This is a genomic window from Pseudomonas sp. Irchel s3f7 (assembly GCF_900187615.1).
GTDB lineage: Bacteria > Pseudomonadota > Gammaproteobacteria > Pseudomonadales > Pseudomonadaceae > Aquipseudomonas.
Map to the genome: position 1 here is coordinate 1 of NZ_FYDO01000046.1, position 19,807 is coordinate 19,807.

The 19,807-nt window shown below is 60.3% G+C and carries 20 protein-coding genes and 2 pseudogenes; 12 read left to right on the forward strand and 10 right to left on the reverse strand.

All coding sequences use genetic code 11. The annotated features are described in order from the left end of the window. A pseudogene (locus tag CKW19_RS27150) lies at positions 1-136 on the forward strand (IS256 family transposase); the annotation flags it as partial. Positions 137-274: 138 nt separating this feature from the next. On the opposite strand, the gene CKW19_RS27155 reads toward CKW19_RS27150, so the two are convergent. Beyond that, a complete protein-coding gene (locus CKW19_RS27155; RefSeq protein ID WP_095061475.1) occupies positions 275-1,633 on the reverse strand; it encodes an MATE family efflux transporter in 1,359 nt (452 codons plus the stop codon). 148 nt (positions 1,634-1,781) lie between these two features. Next, positions 1,782-2,087 carry a hypothetical protein gene (locus CKW19_RS28890; protein ID WP_177408859.1) on the reverse strand — a complete coding sequence of 102 codons (306 nt, stop codon included), beginning with the start codon at positions 2,085-2,087 and terminating at the stop codon, positions 1,782-1,784. Here CKW19_RS28890 and CKW19_RS27165 point away from each other — a divergent pair. From CKW19_RS27165 to CKW19_RS27185, 5 genes are all read left to right on the forward strand, one after another. Then, on the forward strand, positions 2,074-2,346 hold the full coding sequence (locus tag CKW19_RS27165) for a hypothetical protein (RefSeq protein WP_095061477.1): 273 nt from the start codon (positions 2,074-2,076) through the stop codon (positions 2,344-2,346). The genes CKW19_RS28890 and CKW19_RS27165 overlap by 14 nt on opposite strands. A 124-nt stretch (positions 2,347-2,470) precedes the next feature. Beyond that, entirely contained in the window at positions 2,471-2,887 is a 417-nt protein-coding gene (locus CKW19_RS27170) for an antitoxin Xre-like helix-turn-helix domain-containing protein (RefSeq protein ID WP_095061479.1), read from the forward strand. Continuing rightward, complete coding sequence (locus CKW19_RS27175) at positions 2,881-3,573, forward strand: RES family NAD+ phosphorylase (protein ID WP_095061481.1); 693 nt, start codon at positions 2,881-2,883, stop codon at positions 3,571-3,573. Before CKW19_RS27170 ends, CKW19_RS27175 begins: the two co-directional genes overlap by 7 nt. Before the next feature lie 225 nt (positions 3,574-3,798). Further along, positions 3,799-4,089 carry a hypothetical protein gene (locus CKW19_RS27180; RefSeq protein WP_095061483.1) on the forward strand — a complete coding sequence of 97 codons (291 nt, stop codon included), beginning with the start codon at positions 3,799-3,801 and terminating at the stop codon, positions 4,087-4,089. 135 nt (positions 4,090-4,224) lie between these two features. Further along, on the forward strand, positions 4,225-4,653 hold the full coding sequence (locus tag CKW19_RS27185; protein ID WP_095061485.1) for a nuclear transport factor 2 family protein: 429 nt from the start codon (positions 4,225-4,227) through the stop codon (positions 4,651-4,653). 139 nt (positions 4,654-4,792) lie between these two features. On the opposite strand, the pseudogene CKW19_RS28660 reads toward CKW19_RS27185, so the two are convergent. The 3 genes and pseudogenes from CKW19_RS28660 to CKW19_RS27200 form a co-directional block, all read right to left on the reverse strand. Then, positions 4,793-4,905, reverse strand: a pseudogene (locus CKW19_RS28660) (agmatine deiminase family protein); the annotation flags it as partial. Beyond that, complete coding sequence (locus tag CKW19_RS27190) at positions 4,865-5,281, reverse strand: c-type cytochrome (RefSeq protein WP_095061487.1); 417 nt, start codon at positions 5,279-5,281, stop codon at positions 4,865-4,867. The pseudogene CKW19_RS28660 and the gene CKW19_RS27190, both read right to left, overlap by 41 nt. A gap of 285 nt (positions 5,282-5,566) precedes the next feature. Further along, positions 5,567-6,505, reverse strand: coding sequence for a Ppx/GppA family phosphatase (locus tag CKW19_RS27200; protein ID WP_095061491.1), 939 nt, complete (start codon positions 6,503-6,505; stop codon positions 5,567-5,569). Positions 6,506-6,945: 440 nt separating this feature from the next. Here CKW19_RS27200 and CKW19_RS27210 point away from each other — a divergent pair, with 440 nt between their 5' ends. Beyond that, positions 6,946-7,260 carry an NIPSNAP family protein gene (locus CKW19_RS27210; protein ID WP_095061493.1) on the forward strand — a complete coding sequence of 105 codons (315 nt, stop codon included), beginning with the start codon at positions 6,946-6,948 and terminating at the stop codon, positions 7,258-7,260. Between the two features lie 4 nt (positions 7,261-7,264). Here CKW19_RS27210 and CKW19_RS27215 read toward each other — a convergent pair whose 3' ends face one another. The 5 genes from CKW19_RS27215 to speB all read right to left on the reverse strand — a co-directional run bounded on the left by CKW19_RS27215 (position 7,265) and on the right by speB (position 13,958). Further along, positions 7,265-7,723: a GNAT family N-acetyltransferase gene (locus tag CKW19_RS27215; protein WP_095061495.1), complete on the reverse strand. Its 459-nt coding sequence runs from the start codon at positions 7,721-7,723 to the stop codon at positions 7,265-7,267. A 168-nt stretch (positions 7,724-7,891) separates the two neighbouring features. Further along, a complete protein-coding gene (gene betA / locus CKW19_RS27220; protein ID WP_095061533.1) occupies positions 7,892-9,580 on the reverse strand; it encodes a choline dehydrogenase in 1,689 nt (562 codons plus the stop codon). Positions 9,581-9,597: 17 nt separating this feature from the next. Then, the gene (locus tag CKW19_RS27225; protein ID WP_095061497.1) at positions 9,598-11,172 is read right to left on the reverse strand and encodes a cytosine permease; all 1,575 of its coding nucleotides are present in this window, start codon (positions 11,170-11,172) and stop codon (positions 9,598-9,600) included. A 219-nt stretch (positions 11,173-11,391) separates the two neighbouring features. Beyond that, a complete protein-coding gene (locus tag CKW19_RS27230; protein WP_095061499.1) occupies positions 11,392-12,903 on the reverse strand; it encodes an aldehyde dehydrogenase in 1,512 nt (503 codons plus the stop codon). 53 nt (positions 12,904-12,956) lie between these two features. Continuing rightward, entirely contained in the window at positions 12,957-13,958 is a 1,002-nt protein-coding gene (speB, locus tag CKW19_RS27235; RefSeq protein ID WP_095061501.1) for an agmatinase, read from the reverse strand. 151 nt (positions 13,959-14,109) lie between these two features. On the opposite strand from speB, the gene CKW19_RS27240 reads away from it, so the two are divergent. The 5 genes from CKW19_RS27240 (at position 14,110) to lipA (ending at position 19,791) form a co-directional block, all read left to right on the forward strand. Next, complete coding sequence (locus CKW19_RS27240) at positions 14,110-15,024, forward strand: LysR family transcriptional regulator (RefSeq protein ID WP_095061503.1); 915 nt, start codon at positions 14,110-14,112, stop codon at positions 15,022-15,024. Between the two features lie 69 nt (positions 15,025-15,093). Next, positions 15,094-16,602, forward strand: coding sequence for a sigma-54-dependent transcriptional regulator (locus CKW19_RS27245; protein WP_095061505.1), 1,509 nt, complete (start codon positions 15,094-15,096; stop codon positions 16,600-16,602). Between the two features lie 380 nt (positions 16,603-16,982). Next, complete coding sequence (gene gcvH / locus CKW19_RS27250; protein ID WP_095061507.1) at positions 16,983-17,366, forward strand: glycine cleavage system protein GcvH; 384 nt, start codon at positions 16,983-16,985, stop codon at positions 17,364-17,366. 39 nt (positions 17,367-17,405) lie between these two features. Then, positions 17,406-18,662, forward strand: coding sequence for a serine hydroxymethyltransferase (glyA, locus tag CKW19_RS27255; RefSeq protein ID WP_095061509.1), 1,257 nt, complete (start codon positions 17,406-17,408; stop codon positions 18,660-18,662). Positions 18,663-18,798: 136 nt separating this feature from the next. After that, a complete protein-coding gene (gene lipA, locus CKW19_RS27260; protein ID WP_095061511.1) occupies positions 18,799-19,791 on the forward strand; it encodes a lipoyl synthase in 993 nt (330 codons plus the stop codon). Positions 19,792-19,807: the final 16 nt, after the last annotated feature.

The following is a 19,807-nucleotide window of genomic DNA, read 5'->3' on the forward strand; positions in this document are numbered from 1 at the left end:
TGCGGCGACAAAACTGATCTGGCTTGGGCTGCGCAACATCACAGCAAACTGGGGCTCAGCGGCCCATGACTGGAAAAGTGCGATGAATCAATTCGCGATTCTGTACGGAGATCGATTTATCAGGCCAGCCTGGTAAAAGAATGGCCTGCCTAACGGCAGGCCGTTACCGGCCTGCACACAAAATATCTGACAGTCCCCCGCTACGCAGCCCAACGGGGGCAAGCCCCCTCGCCACACCTAGCAACTACCCACATTATCCGCCCCTTTGCTCCCCCTACACCAACCGCTCAATCTTCTGATGCTGCCACACCAGTTTGTAATACAGCGTCTGCAACGCCAGCATCCCCAGATACGCCACCGGAAATGCCATCCACACCCCTTGCAACCCGAACTTCGCATCCAGCAGATACGCCGCCGGCAACTGCACACCCACCACGCACACGATGGAAATCGCCACCGGCACCATCACCGTGCCGCTGGCACGCATGATGCCGCCGATGATCGCCTGGAAACCGAACACCAACAGGCTCCAGAGCATGATGTGCAACAGGTGCTCAGCCATGTTGAGCGTCGCCTCTTCGGTGAGGAACGACGCCAGCAACCAGCTCGACAACAAGTATCCGAGCACCACCAGACCACCGGTCAAACACACGTTGATCATCAATCCGGTCTTCAAAATCGGTCCGATGCGCTCAATGCGTCCCGCCCCAATCGCCTGCGCACCGAGGATCGACGCCGTGATCGCAATCGACAGCGCCGGGAACTGCACGTAATTGACGATCTGCGTCACCGCGCCATACGCCGCCGTCGCCTGGGACCCGTGCTGGTTCACCAGCGCCAGAATCACCAGCTCCGACAGCGACAGCACCACCATCTGCAACCCGGTGGGCAACCCGATGCGCAGCACCTTGCCGAGGATCACCATGTCCAGCTTCATTGCCGCGAAGAACTCACGGTCCGGCGCCAGCGGATGGCCCTTGCCAAGCAAGCGCCACGCCAGCAGCCCCATCGCCACCAGGTTACCCACCAGCCCGGCAATCGCCGCACTCTGGATCCCCATCGGTGGAAAACCCAACCACCCGCGAATCAACGCCGGCGTCAGCGCCAACCCAACAATCGTCGAAACCACCAGCGCCAACAACGGCGACAACGTATCGCTGACCCCGCGCAGCAACTGCGTGAACAACACAAACACCAACAGCGACGGCATGATCCACAACATCACATGGGCATACGCCACCGCATCGTCCAGCACATCCGCCGGCGTCCCCAACCCCACCAACGCCGACCGCGCAAACACACTCCCTACCACCGCTGCCACCAACCCGATCAACACCCCCAACAACAACGTCGCCCCGGCAATCGCCTTCACCAGATGCGTCTCCCGTGCGCCCCACGCCTGCCCGATCAACACCCCCGCGCCCGCGCCAAGGCCGATCACCAGGGCGATGAAGAAAAACACGATAGGGAACATCCCCGACACCGCCGCCAGCGCCTGGGTGCCGAGCATCTGGCCGATGTAGATGCTGTTGACCGTGCCGGACATGGATTGCAGAAAGTTCGACAGCACCATCGGGGCGAGGAAAAACAGGTAGGTTTTCCAGAGGGGGCGCTGGGGGTTCGGGGTTTGCATTGGGGAGGATCCATCTCGACGGCGGGAGCGATGATTAAGGATAGCGTGGGTGACTGAAACCACGGGGCGAAGACCATCTCAGGTCTGTGTTTATATTTCCAGTGACGTTATGTGAAAGGTCTGAGGTTTCATCAGCGCAGATCTTACGTCAGCCTCGGAATTCCTCACCTTGCCCATGACCTTGATGAAGCTTATAGTCCGCCCCGTCGCCCAAATGGCGACCAGGTTTGGCGACCTGTTCGATCGGATGCAAAAGCACTGTGCTTTTTTGCAGATGCTGTTGCACCTTCGCAAAGCTGTCTTTATGGCAGCTGTGCGCGGGAGACCTTCGGGTCTGCCGGTTTTCCGATCCCGGTTCGCCAACCTGCGTACAGCTGTCACCCATTCGTTTGGCGACGAATGAGGGACAGTCAACCTTTGCACTGATCGGAGTTTCTTCTATGGAAAGATACATGCCCCTCACCGGAATCGACCTGGTTCCGGCCTCCCTGCTCATCGACACCCAAGCCCCACTCGACGTCCTGCAAGCCATGGCGGATTACCGTATTCGCACGGTCACACAGGTGCTGGAAAACATCGCCTATCGCTCCGAACTCGGTTGCGACACGGTGGTGCTTGAGGACTTCTGCAAACTGCTGGTCATTCCGTTGCGCGATGGTTGTGATTTGATGGATGTGATCGGGCGGCGGTTGCGGGCGCAGGCTGCGGAGTAAATGAAAGCGGGCGCCTCAACAGGCGCCCGTTTTGTTTGTGCTCACCCAGTCCACTGGTCACTGAAAATTTGATCTGTAGACTCAATATAACTACATTGAAATCTATAGATTCACAAAGAGGCCCATGACTATGCCAGTCGTCGCTCAAGCCCAACCCCAATCCTTCACCAAAAACCAATGCGTCACCGGCCTGCGTGCCGCGGTGAACATCCTGGAAAAGTGGAAAGCCACCGGCGATCAAGCCTGCCGCATCCTGCGCATTTCCCGCAGCACTTACACCCGTGCGCGGCAGCGGGAGGTGGAGTGGGCGGTGGCGCTGGATGCGGATCAGATGCAGCGCATCAGTTTCGTGCTGAATATTCATGGGACGTTGCGGCTGGTGTTCGATAACCCGGACAACGTTTACGGCTTTGCGTCGATGGCCAATGACAATGAGTTTTTCAATGGCCGTAGTCCGCTGGAAATCATGGCGCAGGGCGACATGGTTTCGTTGTATGAAACCTTCCGCCGCATCGACATGTTGCGGGGCGCGCAATGGTGAAGCTGGGTGAGTTGGCGACGTTTGCCGGGCAGGTGTTGCAGGCTTATCGGTTGGTCAACTCGAAGTTTCCGCCGATTGCCTTGTTCGATGACGTGGCGGATGCGGATGAATTTGAAGTGTTGTTCGAGATTCAGGCGCTGACCAATCCGCGGTTGAGGAATGAGGTGGGTCAGCTGGAGTTGATTCCGCGGCGCGAGATACCGTTCGGGATCACGGGTTGTTCCTATGCGACGGCGCCGTTTACCCATGTGAACCCGGAAGGTTCACGGTTCAGTGATGGCAGTTTTGGAGTGTTGTACCTGGCGGACTCGATGGAAGCGGCACTAGCCGAAGTGCGGCATCACCAGAGTCTGTACTGGTCGAAGGTGCCGAGTCTGAACTATGAGCGGTTTGTGTTCCGTGGGTTGTCTTGCGCGTTTGTCGATGCCGGGATGAAGGATGCTACCGCCCTTCCGATGACGGATCCGGTGTATGCGCCGGAGGATTACAGCGTTTCCCGACGCCTTGGGCGGGAGGTCAGGAAAACCGGTTGCCCCGGTTTGCGTTATCACTCGGTGCGCCTGCCGGGCAGTGATTGCTGGGCGTTGATGACGCCGCGACCGGTGACATCGATTGTGCAAACCGCGCATTACGAAATGGTGTGGAATGGGCAGATCACCAGTGTCAGCCAGATCAGCGCGGCTTGAATGCGTTGTGACAACCCTGTGGCGAGGGAGCTTGCTCCCGCTGGGGCGCGCAGCGGCCCCCAATTAGGGGACTGCTACGCAGTCCAGCGGGAGCAAGCTCCCTCGCCACAGTTTTTAGTACGTTTCGAGATTTTCTTAAGTGAACAGTATTGGCCTCATCAGCCGGGCTTTTTCGTGGTCGACTGGTCTATCCTGTGCGTCCCCGATTTCACACCGGAGACAGCCGTGCCCGCCCTCACCGCCCGCGAGATTTATCAGCAGTTGCGCGATGCCGCCCAGGGTATTCGCGCTTTCGAACGTGTCGATCAATCGCCGGAATCTGGTCATGTGCGGGTCGATATCGACGGCTGGCGCCTGGTCCTTGATGTCGACGACAAACACCTGCGCCACTGCCTGCACGGGCAAAGCCCGGAGGGGCGCGAATGGGCGCTCGACAACGGCCAGCGGTTCGGCACCGACCCGGTGAGCCTGCTCAGCACCTGGGAGTTGGCGCAGATCGAACGCTTGCTGGGCTGACGGCTCCGCGATCGACTCCCAAATCACTGTAGGAGCGAGCTTGCTCGCGATGAACTCAAGAGCACCGCGTACAAGCCTGAAAGGGTCATCCACCCGCGTTTTCGCAGCAAAAAACAATAAAAACAGGAGTTGAACATGTCTGAACTGAACCTCAATCCCAACGTCGCCGCCACGCTCGAGCAGTGGCACGCGATGATCAGCCGCAAGGATTTGAGCGCCCTGCCCGAGCTACTGGACCCGCAAGCGGTGTTCCGCTCACCGATGGCGCACACGCCGTATCCGGGCGCGCCGGTGGTGTCGATGATCCTCAGCACGGTGATGAACGTGTTCGAAGACTTCACTTATCACCGGGAGCTGGCAACCGGGGATGGCTTGAGCGTGATTCTCGAATTCAGCGCCAAGGTGGGCGAGAAAGAACTGAAGGGCATCGACCTGATTCGTTTCAATGAACAGGGCAGGATTGTCGAGTTTGAAGTGATGGTGCGGCCGCTGAGCGGGTTGCAGGCGTTGGGCGAGCAAATGGGGCAACGGTTGGGGGCTTATCTGAAAGCCAGTAAAGCCTGACCCACCAAAGCCCCCTGTAGGAGCAAGCTTGCTCGCGATGACGGGGGGTCAGTTTGCATCTTTATGGACTGATCCACCGCTATCGCGAGCAAGCTTGCTCCTACGGTTTTGTGTGTTGCCGGAAATTGAGGGCAACCGATCAGACCAGCGGCTGATGACTGGTCACAGAGTGGATGCCGCCCCCGCCCGCCGAATATTGAGCTGCACCACTTCACGGACCGGGTAGAGCTCGGACAGTAGATCGTAGGCCTTGGGCCGGGAAGGTTTGCAGGTAGGCCAGCAGGTCTTCGATTTTTTCCGGGTCGCTGAGGCCCCAGAAAATCATGCGAGTGCCAGGCACGACTTTCTTCGGCGCCTCGAGGTAGGCGATCAGGGTTTCGCGGTTCCAGACCAGGTTGGCGGATTTCATCGCATCGGAATACACGTAGTCCGTGGTGACGGCGGATTGGCGACCGATCACGCCATTGAGCTGCGGGCCGAAGAAGGCACGCGCCGATTCGCCGATCTGGTGGCAGCCGCTGCAGAGGCGCTTGTAGACTTTCTCCCCGGCCTGTACATCGCCCGCAGCGAGGGCGGGAGTGCTGAGCACAAGCGCTGAGGAGAGGATCAATGCGGCGATGTTCTTCATGTTCCGGTTCCAGACTACGATTGCTGGCTATTGGAACATGACGGCTACGGATATCCAAAACGGTCAGGTGAACGCCAAACCTGTAGGAGCAAGCTTGCTCGCGATGAGGGCGTATCAGACAACGGATTATTCATTGACCCACTGCTATCGCGAGCAAGCTCGCTCCTAGAGGGGTTACCTTTTGGTTCGGGAGGTAATGAGTTCGATCGCTGCCTGAATCAATGGTGCGGACACGGGCCTGGGTTTCCCCGCGTCAGCCTCCCAGTTCCTTGATGCGCTCGTCGATCAGCCCCGAGGTTTGCTCATCAATCCATGCAGCACGCCGAACCGCAGCCCCGGCTCAGACGCAATCATGTGCGTGATCCCCAACACTTTGAACGCCGCCAGCATCACCACCAGCCCACCGGGCAATGTGCTCATGCGATGGGTGGGCAGGCCTGCCAACTTGAGGTGTTTGACGTGTTTGACTTCCAGCAGACGCAACGACAGGCGCAACAGGCCACCGTAGGTGATGCCGTTCTGGCCTTCATCATTCAAGCCGTTGGCCTTGAGCACCTTGGCCAGCATCCGCGCGGTGCCTGACGAACCAATCGCCTGCTGCCAACCCATCGAGCGGTAATGACGGGCGACGGGTTCGAACTGCAACGTGGCGACGCGCTCCGCCTCCAGCAGCGCTTCGGCCATGATCCATCCACCGTGGAAATACCGCGAGCCAAAGGTTCCGCTGCCGATGGCGATGCTCTCGGTGCTCAGCACCCGGTCGCCACGGCCGATGATCATTTCCGTCGAGCCGCCGCCGATGTCCACCACCAGCCGTGTGCTTTGCGCATCCGGCAGCGTGTGGGCCACGCCGGCGTAAACCAGTTGTGCTTCTTCATGCCCGGAAATGACGTCAATGCGAAACCCCAGGTGACGCTCGGCACTGGCCAGGAACAGCGGCGCGTTATCCGCCTCGCGCACTGCACTGGTCGCCACGGCCCGCACGCGAACCGCTTCGAAACCGCGCAGTTTCTTGCCGAATCGCGCCAGCGCCTGCCAACCGCGATCCAGCGCCAGTTCATCGAGCGCCCCACCCTGAAAACCCTCCGTCAGCCGCACCGGTTCGCGCAGGGTTCTGACTTCCTGAATGACCATCTGCTGGTTCCGCCGTACCGACTGGCCAATCATCATGCGAAACGCATTGGAGCCCAGGTCGATGGCGGCAAACAGGGGGGCGTTTTTCATAGGGGGTTCCTTGCAAATTCATCCGCCGGCAGGTTTGGGGTCACCGGACACTCAAGACGGTTTGCGAGGATCTTGCCACTGCTTCGATGACATCCAGATGACAGCACCAGGCATCACCTCAATTGTTTTTCCGTCATCGAATTGTCATGTACCGGGCGCCATACTCGGCCCATCAAATGCGTGCTTTATCTTCCGCTGCCACTTAAGGCAGCTTTTTTTTGCCCGCAATTTCTTCAAATCGCCCCCCTGTAGGAGCGAGCCTGCTCGCGATGGACTCAGATGCGCCGCGTCCAGCCAGATAGCACGCGTAATCGTTGGCGACCATCGCGAGCAAGTTCGCTCCTACAAAGGATCACCGGGCATACACCAATAATTGTCGATTGCACGTTCCGTTGATTACAGTGACGGCTGCCCAAACAACCTGATCAAGGAACGAAACAATGGTGACGTGCTACCTGAAATACGTGCTCGACCCCTACCAGCTCGACGCTTTCGAGCATTACGGCAAGTTGTGGATTCCCCTGGTGGAGAAATTCGGCGGCCAGCACCACGGCTATTTCCTGCCATCCGAAGGCGCCAACAACATCGCTCTGGCACTGTTCACCTTCCCGAGCCTGGCGACGTATGAACATTACCGTCGGCAGTCCATGAACGATCCAGACTGCATCGCCGCCTTCCAATACGCCGAGGACAGGAAATTCATCCTCAGCTACGAGCGTTCGTTCATGCGGCCGGTGTTCGGCGAACAGGATTGATGGCTCAGGTTTTCTTCAAGTCCAGGGCATAAGTGTAATAACCGGGGTCACGCACCCAACCCAGCGATTCATACAGGCGCTGGGCGGTGAGGTTGTCGGTGGCGGTTTCCAGGGTCATGCCCTTGGCGCCGGCCAGCTTCGCAAAGTCGCGGGCAGTGTTCATCAGCAGCGAGCCGACGCCTTTGCCCCGGGCAGCAGGTGTTGTGAACAGATCACCGAGCAGCCAGGTGCGATGGGCATCGATGGACGAAAAGGTCGGGAACAGCTGGACGAACCCGAGGTTTTCACCGTCCGTGTCCTGAGCAAGAAAAATCACCGATTCATCCCGGGCGATACGCTCGGCGATAAAGGCACGCGATTGCGCCAGGTTCGACGGCTGTTCGTAGAACATCCGGTAGGCGTCAAACAAAGGGGCGATTTGATCGATATGCGATGCGTCGGCACGCAGGGCCTGGATAGCCATGAGGATGCTCCATTGCGGTCTCAAGGAATTACAGACTAGCAATGGCAACGGAACAACGACGTAATATTTTCCGACGAAGATCACCCGTAGGAGCCGGCTTGCTGGCGAACCAGACGAATCGGTGTGTCAGGCCGGCCACCATCGCCGGCAAGCCATCTCCTACAAGGGTTACACGCGCACGTTGCGCCCCGGCAGTGAGGTGCGCTGGCTGCTTTCCCAGCCCTCGACCAACCCAACCGGTACATCCGCGGACGGCAACATCTGTGCGCCACGCACCAGATCCGATGCCCGCTCGGCGAGCATGATGGTCGGCGCATTGAGGTTGCCATTCGGTTCGGTCGGGAACACCGACGAATCGATCACCCGCAGCCCGGCGATGCCGCGCACACGCAACTCGGAATCGACCACCGCCATGTCGTCTTCACCCATGCGGCACGAACCGCATGGATGGTAGGTGCTTTCCAGGTTGTCGCGCACGAAGGCGTCGAGGTCTTCATCGCTGGTCACTTGCGCGCCCGGAGCGATTTCGCCGTCACGGAAACGGTCCATGGCTTTCTGGCCGATGATTTCCCGGGTCAGGCGAATGCAACGACGGAAGCCTTCACGGTCCTCTTCCCGCTCCAGGTAGTTGAAGCGAATCTCCGGATGCTCGTACGGATCGGCCGAACGCACCCGCACATAGCCACGACTTTTCGGTTTGTTCGGCCCGGTCAGCACCATGAAGCCATGGCCCTTGATCGGCTTGTTGCCGTCGTAGCGCATCGCTGCCGGCAGAAAGTGAAACTGGATGTCCGGCCAGCGCAGGCCCTTCTCGGAGCGGATGAAACCACCGGCCTCGAAGTGGTTGGTGGCGCCCAGGCCATCCTTGAACAGCAGCCAGCGCAGACCGATCATCAGCTTGCTCAGCGGATCCATCTTGTTGTTGAGGGTCACCGGTTCCTTGCAGCCGAACTGGATGTACACCTCGGCATGGTCCTGCAGGTTCTCCCCTACGCCCGGCAGGTCATGCCGCACGCCGATCCCGGCCTTGCGCAGGACGGCCGCCGGGCCGATGCCCGAGCGTTGCAGCAGGTGCGGCGAGCCGATGGGACCGGATGAAATCAGCACTTCGCGGTTGCAATACACCTGATGCGTCTGGCCGCCGTGGTCGTACATGACCCCCACCGCACGCTTGCCTTCGAGAAGGATCTGACGGGTCATCGCGTGGGTGATCACGGTCAGGTTCGGGCGTCCCATGGCCGGACGCAGATAGGCGTTGGCCGTGGAGCAGCGCACGCCGTTCTTCACGGTCATGTGCATCGCGCCGAAACCTTCCTGCATGTAGCCGTTACAGTCTTCGGTCTTGATGTAGCCCGCCTCCGCGCCGGCTTCGACCCAGGCCCCGTACAGCGGGTTTTTCATGTGGTTGCCATTGGTGGTGTGCAGCGGCCCGGTCTGCCCGCGATAGCTGTCGCCACCCGATTCATAACTTTCTGCGCGCTTGAAGTACGGCAGGCAATTGCGATAGCCCCAGCCTTCGGCACCCAGGGATTCCCACTCGTCAAAGTCCAGTGCATGGCCACGGATGTACACCAGGCCGTTGATCGACGACGAACCGCCCAGCACCTTGCCTCGTGGGCAGTGGATGCGTCGGCCGTTGAGGTGGGTTTCCGGCTCGGTCTCATAACGCCAGTTGTACTTCTTGGTGTTCATCGGGATCGAGAATGCGCTCGGCATCTGGATCACTACGCTCTTGTCACTGCCGCCGATTTCCAGGACCAGCACCGAGGTGGCCGGGTCTTCGCTCAGGCGGTTGGCCAACACACAACCTGCCGAGCCTGCGCCAATGATGATGTAGTCGTATTTTTGCGTGGTCATTCTTTGCGTGGTCATCGTTATCTCCCGACCGTCGATTCAGTGAATACCGGCAGTGGCTGCTGTTTGTGGCTCAGCGTGTCGCCGGTGGTGTATTGCGGGGAGTTTTTCTCAATCTGCTGGATCACCACTTCTTCGTGTTTGAGATCGATCGAGCGGCTCAGCCAGTAATACGCCACGCCCGAGACGATCAACCCGACCAGCCAGGCGATGTCGATGCTGCCCAGCGCCTTGGCGAGCGGGCCGACATACACTTCGCGCTGTTCAACGCCGTCGAAGATGTAGAAGAACGGGATCATCGAGATAAAACCGATGGCATACGCCGCGATGCCGCGCAGGCCCCAGTTGCCGTAGATGTTGCCGTGGGGCATGAAGAAGTGCGGGATGGCGTAGCGCCCCTTGCGCACGAAGAAGTAGTCGGTGAGGTTGACCGAGGTCCAGGGCACCAGGAAGTACAGCATCACCACCAGGTAGATCCCCAGCACCGACAGGCCTTTGCCGGAACTCTGGATGCTCAGAGCCACGCCCAGTTGCAGCAGGATCACAAAGCCGATCGCCAAGATGCGTGCCTTGCGGGTGGGTTCGATGTGCTTGATCGAGTCGACGCAGGTCAGCGTGGTCAGCTTGGCGCTGTAGATGTTCATCGCGATCACCGGCAGGAACGCCAGGATGGTGACGATCACGACGGCCGTACCCACCAACGGCGACACGGTGTTGCCGACTTGCCCGAGGGCCACCAGCACGTCGGTTGAATGCAGGTGATCGGCGAGCCAGCCGCCGACGGAAATCATCCACGCACCGGACAACGAAGCACCCAGGAACACCACGGCGATCAGCTTGCCGCTGGAAGTGTTCTTCGGCAGGTAGCGCGAGTAATCAGACACGTATGGGGCATAAGCGATGTTGTAACTGGCGGCCGCCGCAAACTGCGCGATGAACCCGGTCCAATTGAAACCCAGCGGCTCACGGGCCACTTCGCCTTCTGCGAGTGCCGGCAGCGCCGCATCCGGCACCCAGCCCATCACCACCGCCACCGTTACCAGGCCATACAGCGGCAATGACAGAAACAGCGCCCATTTGAAGCTGCGGTGCATCCAGTCGTGGCCGAGAATCGCCAGCACCGCCGCCGGGATGGTCACCGCCACCGCGATCACGGCGGGGTTGAACCCGAACAGTGTGTGCAGCCCCTGCATCATCAGCACCAGGTTGACAATGTTGAAGCCGGCGAACACGAACAGCGTCGCCAGCAGCACAAGGATCACTCCGCGATAACCGAACTGCGCACGGGACTGGATCATCTGCGGCAGGCCGAGGTGCGGACCCTGGGAGCCGTGAAACGCCATGAACAGCGTGCCGAACATGATGCCCAGCGTGCCGGCGAGTGTGGTCCAAAGTGCGGTCAGGCCGACGCTTGGGCCGACGAAACCGATGGTCATGGTGAAGAAGGTGAAGTTGCCGAGGAACCAGAACGGGCCTTGGCTGGCCAGCTTGTCGGTGCGCTCGTTCTCGGGGATGAAATCAATCGAATGCCCCTCGACGACAGACTTTTCGTCGAGGGCAGACACGCTCGTGGCGGACTTGGCGTTAGTGTTCATGATGGACTCTTATTGTTGGAAGATCATGACGAGAGAACCGCGTTCTTTCGGGTGAACGACTCCCCTGTGGCGAGGGAGCTTGCTCCCGTTGGACTGCGCAGCAGTCCCATTTTCAGGGCCGCTTCGTGCCCCAGCGGGAGCAAGCTCCCTCGCCACAAATTCAGTGTTGCCCATGCCTACCTGGCGTTGTTGCAGATGCCTTTTGATTGTCGGGGCGTGTCAGCTTGGCAGCGTGATCCACACCGCCTTGGTTTCGAGCAGGTAGTCGAGTTGCTCGGCGCCCAGGTCTTTGCCAAACCCGGACTGCTTGTAGCCACCGAACGGCATCGACGGATCAAGGGTGCCGTGGGCGTTGACGTAGACCGAGCCTGCTTTCAAGCGCGGAATCAGGCTGTGCACCTTGCCCAGGTCGTTGGAATACAGTGCCGCCGCCAAGCCGTAAGGCGAGTCGTTGGCCAGGGCCAGCGCGTCTTCCTCATCGTCGAACGGTGCGGTGACCAGCACCGGGCCGAAAATCTCTTCCTGGACGATGCGCATGTCATTGCGACAGTTGGCAAAAATGGTCGGCTCGACGAAGAAGCCAGGGCCATCGACCGGTTGACCGCCGTAGACCAGTTCGGCGCCTTCGGCTTTGCCGGTCTCGATGTACTCGGTCACACGCTGCTTTTGCAGGGCGGAAACCAGCGGGCTGATGAAGCAGTCAGGATCCAGACCCGGAGCCATTTTCAGGGTGCGCGTGTAGGCGATCAGCTCGCGCAGGAATTCGTCGTAGACACTGCTATGAATATAGGCCCGTGTACCGGCGTCGCATACCTGCCCAGCGTTGAAAAACACGCCGTTGGCGACTGCCTGGGCAGCGGCCGGAATGTCGGCATCCGCGCAGACGATGACCGGTGATTTGCCACCGAGTTCGAGGGTCAGACGCTTCATGTCATCCAGCGCTGCGCGGCCAACCGTCTGGCCAACCGGGGTCGAGCCGGTGAAGGTCAGTTTGTCGATGCCGGGGTGGGTAGCCATGGCCGCACCGACCACGCTGCCGCGCCCGGTGACGATGTTGATCACGCCGTCAGGAATGCCCGCTTCCTGCACCAGTTCAGCAAAACGCAGGGCCGACAACGACGTCAGTTCGGCGGGTTTGACCACCACGGTGCAACCGGTCGCCAGCGCTGCGCCGAGCTTCCAGGCCATGGTTTGCAGCGGGAAATTCCACGGCACGATGGCGCCGACTACGCCGACCGCTTCCTTGCGGGTATAGGCCAGGTAATTGCCCGGCAGCGACGGCTCGACGGTGCGGCCGTGCAGCTTGGTAGCCCACCCGGCGAAATAACGCAGGGTATCGACGGTACCCTGGATGTCCACGTCCTTGGCGAAGGCCACCGATTTGCCCATGTCGATGGATTCGATTTCAGCGAGCTCTGCGGCGTTTTGTTCGATCAGGTCAGCCAGGCGTTGCATCATGCGCTCGCGTTCGGCCGGTTTGGCCTGACGCCAGGCGCCGCCGTCGAATTGGGCGCGAGCGGCTTGCACGGCGCGGTCCAGGTCGTCGGTGGTGCCCATGGGAATGCGGGTGATCAGGCCTTCGGTCGAGGGCTCGATCACATCGGACGTCTGGCCGTCGCTGGCTTCGACCCAGGCGCCGCCGATGAACATTTTCTGGACCTTGCTGAGGAAGGTCTGGGTGGCTTCGCTGACGCCGAATTTTTGCAGGTAACTCTTGACGATCGTGTCCATTTTTATTCTCTCTGCCCGGCAGTCAGAGCCTGCCGGGTCACTGGTTTCGATGATCAGGCTGATACGGTTTCGCTCTCGGCGGCCGCGCGCACCTTGCCTCGCTCGTGGAAGATGAAACCGATGCTGTTGAGCAGCAGTTGCGCGGCGAGGATCGAGGTCATGCCGGTCGGGTCGTAGACCGGTGCCACTTCCACCAGGTCCATGCCGACGATGTTGCCTTTGCTGCGTTTCGCCAGGGCCTGGATGATTTCCAGCACTTCGTAGTAGAGGAAACCGCCGTGGCTCGGAGTGCCGGTGCCGGGGGCGATGGACGGGTCAAAACCGTCGATGTCGATGGTGATGTAGTAGTTGATGTTCTGCGGGATCAGCGCCAGCACACCTTCGACCCCGAGACGGCGAACGTCGCGTACCGAGAGGATTTTCGAACCCGCTTCATGAGCCGCTTCGTAGTCGTCGCGGTTGGACGACGAGACGTTGCGGATGCCCATCTGGGTCATGCCGACGATGTGATTCATTTCCGAAGCGCGGCGCAGCGGGTTGCCGTGGCCGTAGCGCACGCCGTGGCGTTCGTCGACGAAATCCAGGTGCGCATCGAAGTGAATGATGTGGATCGGACCGCGGCCTTCAAAGGCCTTGATCACTGGCGCGTGCACCGAGTGGTCGCCGCCGAGTACCACCGGCATCACACCGGCGTCGAGGATCTTGCGTACGGCGTATTCGGTGTTCTTGTTGCTGGTGACCATGTCGGTGTGGACGATGTCGGCATCACCGACGTCGACCATGCGCACGTCTGAGGCGGTGAGGTACATCACGTCATCTTCGTGGTCGTAGGCGCCGGCGTGGCCGAAGGAAAACAGCGTCGATGCTTCACGAATCCCGCGAGGTCCGAAGCGTGCGCCGGAGCGCCACTGGGTGCCCATGTCGTTGGGCACGCCGAGCACCGCGACGTCGGCATCCAGTGCATCCCAATCGGTGCACACCGGGGATTTGCCAAAGGTGCAATGACCCACGAATGGCAGGTTCAGGCGACCGGATTCATAACCGTTGTTCGACATTTCTAGCCTCTCCACTTCTTGTTATCGGCTTGACGGACTGCAAGGCGACCGTCGTTGGAAAGACTATGGGCGCAGGTTTTCGTGGAAAAAATGCTAAACATCAGATACTCATATCGGCATTACCGATGCATCCACAGGCGGGAGGTTCCAGGTGATTCAACTGCACGATGTCGATCTGAAGTTGCTCAGAGTGTTTGCCACGATTGTCCGCTGCGGCGGGTTTTCCGCCGCGCAAGCCGCGTTGAACGCCGGGCAGTCGACCATCAGCGAACAGATGACCCATCTGGAAACCCGCCTTGGGGTCAAGCTGTGCCAGCGCGGGCGCAGCGGCTTTCGCCTGACCGAACAAGGGGTGGCGATCCACGAAGCCACACAGCGCCTGTTGTCGGCGGTGGAAAACTTCTGCATGGACGCAGACGTGCTCAAGCAGCACATCAGCGGCAAGCTCAACCTGGGCATCATCGACACCACAATCACCGATCCGGATTCGCCGATTCCGCGCACCACTCAGCGCTTCGTTTCACGGGGCCATGACGTGCACCTGAACGTGTACGTCGGCACCCCGGCGGAACTGGAAGAACGGGTGCTCGACGGCCGCTTGCACCTGGCCATCGGGCACTTCCCGATCCATGTGCCCGGGTTGTTGCAGTCGCCGCTGTATCAGGAAGCGCTGGGGTTGTATTGCGGACGGCGACACCCGTTGTATGGCAACAAGGCGGAAGGCCAGGAACTGCTCGAAGAAGTCGCTGCAGCACGGATCGTCGTGCGCGGCTACATGCAGCAACACGACCTCGAACACCTAGGCGTGAGCAAGGCGGCCGCCACCGTGGACAACATCGAAGCCACCGCGATCCTGATCATTTCCGGCGCCTACCTGGGTTTTCTGCCCGAGCACTTCGCCGCCCAGTGGGTCAAGAACGGCGAGATGCACCAGTTGGCCCCGACGAGCCTGCTCCTGAAATCGCCGTTCGATGTCATCACCCGACGTGGCACGGCACCGCCGCCGATCCTGCAAGCGTTCCTTGAGGACCTGGCCACCAGCACCCGTAAAACCGGCCAGCCGTGATGTGACACTCGCCAAATTCAAATTTTGCCGGGCATACTGATTTCAGTTCGCCAACCTTGCAGGCCCGTCATGCGCATCCACGTCACCTTCATCGACCGCGTCGGCATCACCCAGGAAGTGCTGGCCCTGCTCGGTGGCCGCAGCTTCAACCTGGACGCCGTGGAAATGGTGCCGCCGAATGTCTACATCGATGCGCCGACCCTCGGTGCCGAGGTGCTGGAGGAATTGCGCGAGGCGCTTTTCGATGTGCGCGGCGTGCAAGCGGTGACGATGGTCGACATCCTTCCGGGGCAACGTCGGCGCCTGCAACTGGACGCGTTGCTGGCCGCCAGTTCCGACCCGGTGCTGGCGGTGGATGACCGCGGCCATGTGCTGCTGGCCAACCCGGCGCTGATCGCCCTGTGCGGTCGTGAACCGGCCGGTGAATCGCTGACCGCGCTGTTCGATGATCCGCAATTGCAGCGCACGTTGATCGACCAGCATTTCCGCCTGCCCATGCACGAAGTCAGCCTCGGCGGCCAGACCTTGCTGCTCGATGCGATGCCCGTCACCGACGCTGGCGCCCTGCTCACCTTGTATCAACCTAACCGCATCGGCGAGCGCCTGTCAGCGTTGCACCATGACCATGCCGAAGGCTTCGATGCTCTGCTGGGCGAATCGCCGCCGATCCGTGCACTCAAGGCCCGCGCGCAACGGGTGGCGGCCCTTGATGCGCCGCTGCTGATTCAAGGCGAAACCGGCACCGGCAAAGAGCTGGTCGCCCGTGCCTGCCATGCGGTCAGCGCTCGCCACGACTCACCGTTCCTGGCACTGAACTGCGCGGCATTGCCAGAAAGCCTGGCCGAAAGCGAGCTGTTCGGCTATGCGCCCGGCGCCTTCACAGGCGCACAACGGGGCGGCAAGCTCGGCCTGCTGGAACTGGCCGATCAGGGCACGGTTTTTCTCGACGAGGTCGGCGAGATGTCGCCGTATCTGCAAGCCAAATTACTGCGATTTTTGAGTGACGGTTGCTTCCGTCGGGTCGGTGGCGACAAGGAGGTTCGGGTCAATGTGCGGGTGCTCAGCGCGACCCACCGCGACCTGGAAAAAATGGTCGCCGAAGGACGCTTTCGTGAAGACCTGTTCTACCGCCTCAATGTACTCAACCTGCAAGTGCCGCCGCTGCGCGAACGCGGTCACGACATCCTGTTGATGGCCAATCACTTCATGCAGCAGGCCTGCGCGCAGATCCAGCGACCGCCGTGTCGTTTGGCACCGAGCACCTTCAGCGCCCTGCTCGGCAACCGCTGGCCGGGCAACGTGCGGCAACTGCAAAACGTGATCTTCCGTGCAGCGGCGATTTGCGAAAACCCGCTGGTGGACATCGACGACCTGGACATCGCCCGCACGGCCGTCGAACGGCGAAACGACGGTGAAGTCGGCAGCCTGGAAGAAGCGGTTGGCGGGTTTGAAAAGAACCTGCTGGAGCAGCTGTATCGCAGCTATCCGTCGAGCCGATTATTGGCTGCACGGTTGCAGACATCCCATAGCGCGATTGCGATTCGCTTGCGCAAGTACGGCATTCCCGCCAAGCCCTGAGTGATCTGCCGGATCACATTCCCCTGTAGGAGCGAGCCTGACAGTCAACATACATTTCAACTGACACGCCCTCATCGCGAGCAGGCTCACGCCTACAGGAGACTGTGTTGCGCCTGCACTTCTCGTATGAAAATCGATACAGCGTAGCGAAATCAAGACAATCTCCTTCCCAGCCGCCTTTACGGTGTCTGCGCTTACAGCCCTGCTTGCCTGTATTGATTTCAATACAAATGAAATGGTGCGCACTTAACGAGATAACATCAAGCCATTGATTTAAAACAACTAATCAACCTTGGCACCGCCCTTGCTAACTCAAACTCAGCTCCGCTCGTTGCCCTGCCACGAGCCCTGAATGCGTCCAAAAATAATAAGGAACTGAGATGAGCCAATTGCGTTTCACAGTCGATCACGAATGGCTGCGGCTTGACGCCGATGGCCTGGTCACCGTCGGCATCACGGTGTTTGCCCAGCAAGCATTGGGGGATGTGGTGTTCGTTCAAGTGCCTGAACTGGGCACCTTCGATGCAGGCGCAGAAGTGTCGGTACTGGAATCGGTAAAAGCCGCCAGCAGCATCGGCATGCCGCTGGACGGTGAAGTGGTCGAGATCAATACGACGCTGGAGAGCACCCCGGAACGGGTCAACGAAGACCCGATGGGCGAAGGCTGGTTCTTTCGCTTCAAACCCGCAGATCCTGAAGCTTTGAGCGAACTGCTGGTTCAGGACGCCTACGAGCAATTGACTGCAGAACACGCCGACGCCTGAAGCCCCCACCCATTTCCGAATCCGAAAAAGGACCACACCATGTTCAGCAAGCACGACCAGATCAAAGGCTACGACGACGAACTGCTGGCGGCGATGAACGCCGAGGATGCGCGCCAGGAACACCACATCGAACTGATCGCCTCGGAGAACTACACCAGCCAACGGGTGATGGAAGCGCAAGGCAGCGGCCTGACCAACAAGTACGCCGAAGGCTATCCGGGCAAGCGTTACTACGGCGGCTGCGAGCACGTCGATGTGGTCGAGCAACTGGCCATCGACCGCGCCAAACAGCTGTTCGGCGCCGATTACGCCAACGTCCAGCCGCACTCCGGCAGCCAGGCGAACGCCGCGGTTTATCTCGCCCTGCTGCAAGCCGGCGACACCGTGCTCGGCATGAGCCTGGCCCACGGCGGTCACTTGACCCACGGTGCCAAGGTGAGTTTTTCCGGCAAGCTCTACAACGCGGTGCAATACGGCATCGATACCAATACAGGGCTGATCGATTACGACGAAGTCGAGCGCCTGGCCGTTGAGCACAAACCGAAAATGATCATCGCCGGGTTCTCGGCTTACTCGAAGACCCTGGACTTCCCGCGCTTCCGTCAGATTGCGGACAAAGTCGGCGCGTACTTTTTCGTCGACATGGCCCACGTTGCCGGGCTGGTGGCGACCGGTCTGTACCCCAATCCCCTGCCCTACGCCGACGTGGTTACCACCACCACCCACAAGACCCTGCGCGGCCCGCGTGGTGGTTTGATTCTGGCCAAGGCCAATCCTGAACTTGAGAAAAAGCTCAACGCTGCCGTGTTCCCCGGTGGTCAGGGCGGCCCGCTGATGCACGTGATCGCGGCCAAGGCCGTGTGCTTCAAGGAAGCGCTGGAACCCGGCTTCAAGACCTATCAGGCGCAAGTGATCCGCAATGCCCAGGCCATGGCGCAGATGTTTATCGAGCGCGGATATGACGTGGTCTCCGGCGGTACCGACAACCACTTGTTCCTGGTCAGCCTGATCCGCCAGGGCCTGACCGGCAAGGACGCCGACGCCGCCCTCGGTCGTGCTGGCATCACGGTGAACAAGAACGCCGTGCCCAACGATCCGCAATCGCCGTTCGTGACTTCGGGCTTGCGCATCGGCACGCCGGCGATCACCAGCCGTGGCTTCAAGGAAGCGCAGAGCATCGCGTTGGCGGGCTGGATCTGCGACATCCTCGATCACTTGGGCGATGCCGATATCGAAGCCAATGTTGCCCGGCAGGCCGCCGCCCTGTGTGCCGACTTCCCGGTCTACCGCGACTGACCACGCGGTGACCCGCTCTTGTAGGAGCCCGGCTTGCCCGCGATGGCGCCCTGAAGGATGTCATCACCGGCAAGCCGGGCTCCTACAGGAAGCATCAGGGCAAATCACCCTCCCGTTCGCGTACAAGGAAATCACCATGAATGCCATTGTCGAATCGACCGGCAAGAGCCCGGCCAAAGTAGAAATCGGCACCAAACTGCGCGGCGCGGAAAAGGTCGCGCGGATCCCGGTGAAGATCATCCCCACCGAGGAATTGCCGCGCAAACCCGACTGGATTCGTGTACGCATCCCCGTGTCCCCGGAGGTCGACCGCATCAAGCAACTGCTGCGCAAACACAAGCTGCACAGCGTCTGCGAAGAAGCCTCATGCCCTAACCTCGGCGAGTGTTTTTCCGGTGGTACTGCGACGTTCATGATCATGGGCGACATCTGCACCCGCCGCTGCCCGTTCTGCGATGTCGGTCATGGCCGGCCCAAGCCGCTGGACATCAACGAACCGATGAACCTGGCTGTGGCCATCGCCGAGCTGCGCCTGAAGTACGTGGTAATCACCTCGGTAGACCGCGACGATCTGCGCGACGGTGGTGCCCAGCACTTCGTCGACTGCCTGCGAGAAATCCGCAAGCTGTCACCCGGCATCCAATTGGAAACCCTGGTGCCGGATTATCGCGGGCGCATGGACGTCGCGTTGGCGATCACCGCCTCTGAGCCACCGGATGTGTTCAACCACAACCTGGAAACCGTGCCACGTCTGTACAAAGCTGCACGACCAGGTTCGGACTTCGAATGGTCGCTGGACCTGCTGCAAAAATTCAAACACGCAGTGCCGCATGTGCCGACCAAATCCGGCCTGATGCTCGGCCTTGGCGAAACCGACGACGAAGTCATCGAAGTCATGCAGCGCATGCGCGAGCACGACATCGACATGCTGACCCTCGGCCAATACCTGCAACCGTCGCGCAGCCACTTGCCGGTGCAGCGTTTCGTGCATCCGGACACGTTCGCCTGGTTCGCCGAGGAAGGCACGCGGATGGGGTTCAAGAACGTAGCGTCCGGGCCGCTGGTGCGCTCGTCGTACCATGCCGATCAACAACTTCATGGAGGTGCCGACGGTTTCAAGCCATCATGAACAGACTGTTCATGCA

Coding starts and splice junctions, on each gene's coding strand:
- CKW19_RS27155 (WP_095061475.1), bottom strand. CDS start 1,633: ATGCAAACCCCGAACCCCCAGCGCCCCCTCTGGAAAACCTACCTGTTT.
- CKW19_RS27165 (WP_095061477.1), top strand. CDS start 2,074: ATGGAAAGATACATGCCCCTCACCGGAATCGACCTGGTTCCGGCCTCC.
- CKW19_RS28890 (WP_177408859.1), bottom strand. CDS start 2,087: ATGTATCTTTCCATAGAAGAAACTCCGATCAGTGCAAAGGTTGACTGT.
- CKW19_RS27170 (WP_095061479.1), top strand. CDS start 2,471: ATGACTATGCCAGTCGTCGCTCAAGCCCAACCCCAATCCTTCACCAAA.
- CKW19_RS27175 (WP_095061481.1), top strand. CDS start 2,881: ATGGTGAAGCTGGGTGAGTTGGCGACGTTTGCCGGGCAGGTGTTGCAG.
- CKW19_RS27185 (WP_095061485.1), top strand. CDS start 4,225: ATGTCTGAACTGAACCTCAATCCCAACGTCGCCGCCACGCTCGAGCAG.
- CKW19_RS27190 (WP_095061487.1), bottom strand. CDS start 5,281: ATGAAGAACATCGCCGCATTGATCCTCTCCTCAGCGCTTGTGCTCAGC.
- CKW19_RS27200 (WP_095061491.1), bottom strand. CDS start 6,505: ATGAAAAACGCCCCCCTGTTTGCCGCCATCGACCTGGGCTCCAATGCG.
- CKW19_RS27210 (WP_095061493.1), top strand. CDS start 6,946: ATGGTGACGTGCTACCTGAAATACGTGCTCGACCCCTACCAGCTCGAC.
- CKW19_RS27215 (WP_095061495.1), bottom strand. CDS start 7,723: ATGGCTATCCAGGCCCTGCGTGCCGACGCATCGCATATCGATCAAATC.
- betA (WP_095061533.1), bottom strand. CDS start 9,580: ATGACCACGCAAAAATACGACTACATCATCATTGGCGCAGGCTCGGCA.
- CKW19_RS27225 (WP_095061497.1), bottom strand. CDS start 11,172: ATGAACACTAACGCCAAGTCCGCCACGAGCGTGTCTGCCCTCGACGAA.
- CKW19_RS27230 (WP_095061499.1), bottom strand. CDS start 12,903: ATGGACACGATCGTCAAGAGTTACCTGCAAAAATTCGGCGTCAGCGAA.
- speB (WP_095061501.1), bottom strand. CDS start 13,958: ATGTCGAACAACGGTTATGAATCCGGTCGCCTGAACCTGCCATTCGTG.
- CKW19_RS27245 (WP_095061505.1), top strand. CDS start 15,094: ATGCGCATCCACGTCACCTTCATCGACCGCGTCGGCATCACCCAGGAA.
- gcvH (WP_095061507.1), top strand. CDS start 16,983: ATGAGCCAATTGCGTTTCACAGTCGATCACGAATGGCTGCGGCTTGAC.
- glyA (WP_095061509.1), top strand. CDS start 17,406: ATGTTCAGCAAGCACGACCAGATCAAAGGCTACGACGACGAACTGCTG.
- lipA (WP_095061511.1), top strand. CDS start 18,799: ATGAATGCCATTGTCGAATCGACCGGCAAGAGCCCGGCCAAAGTAGAA.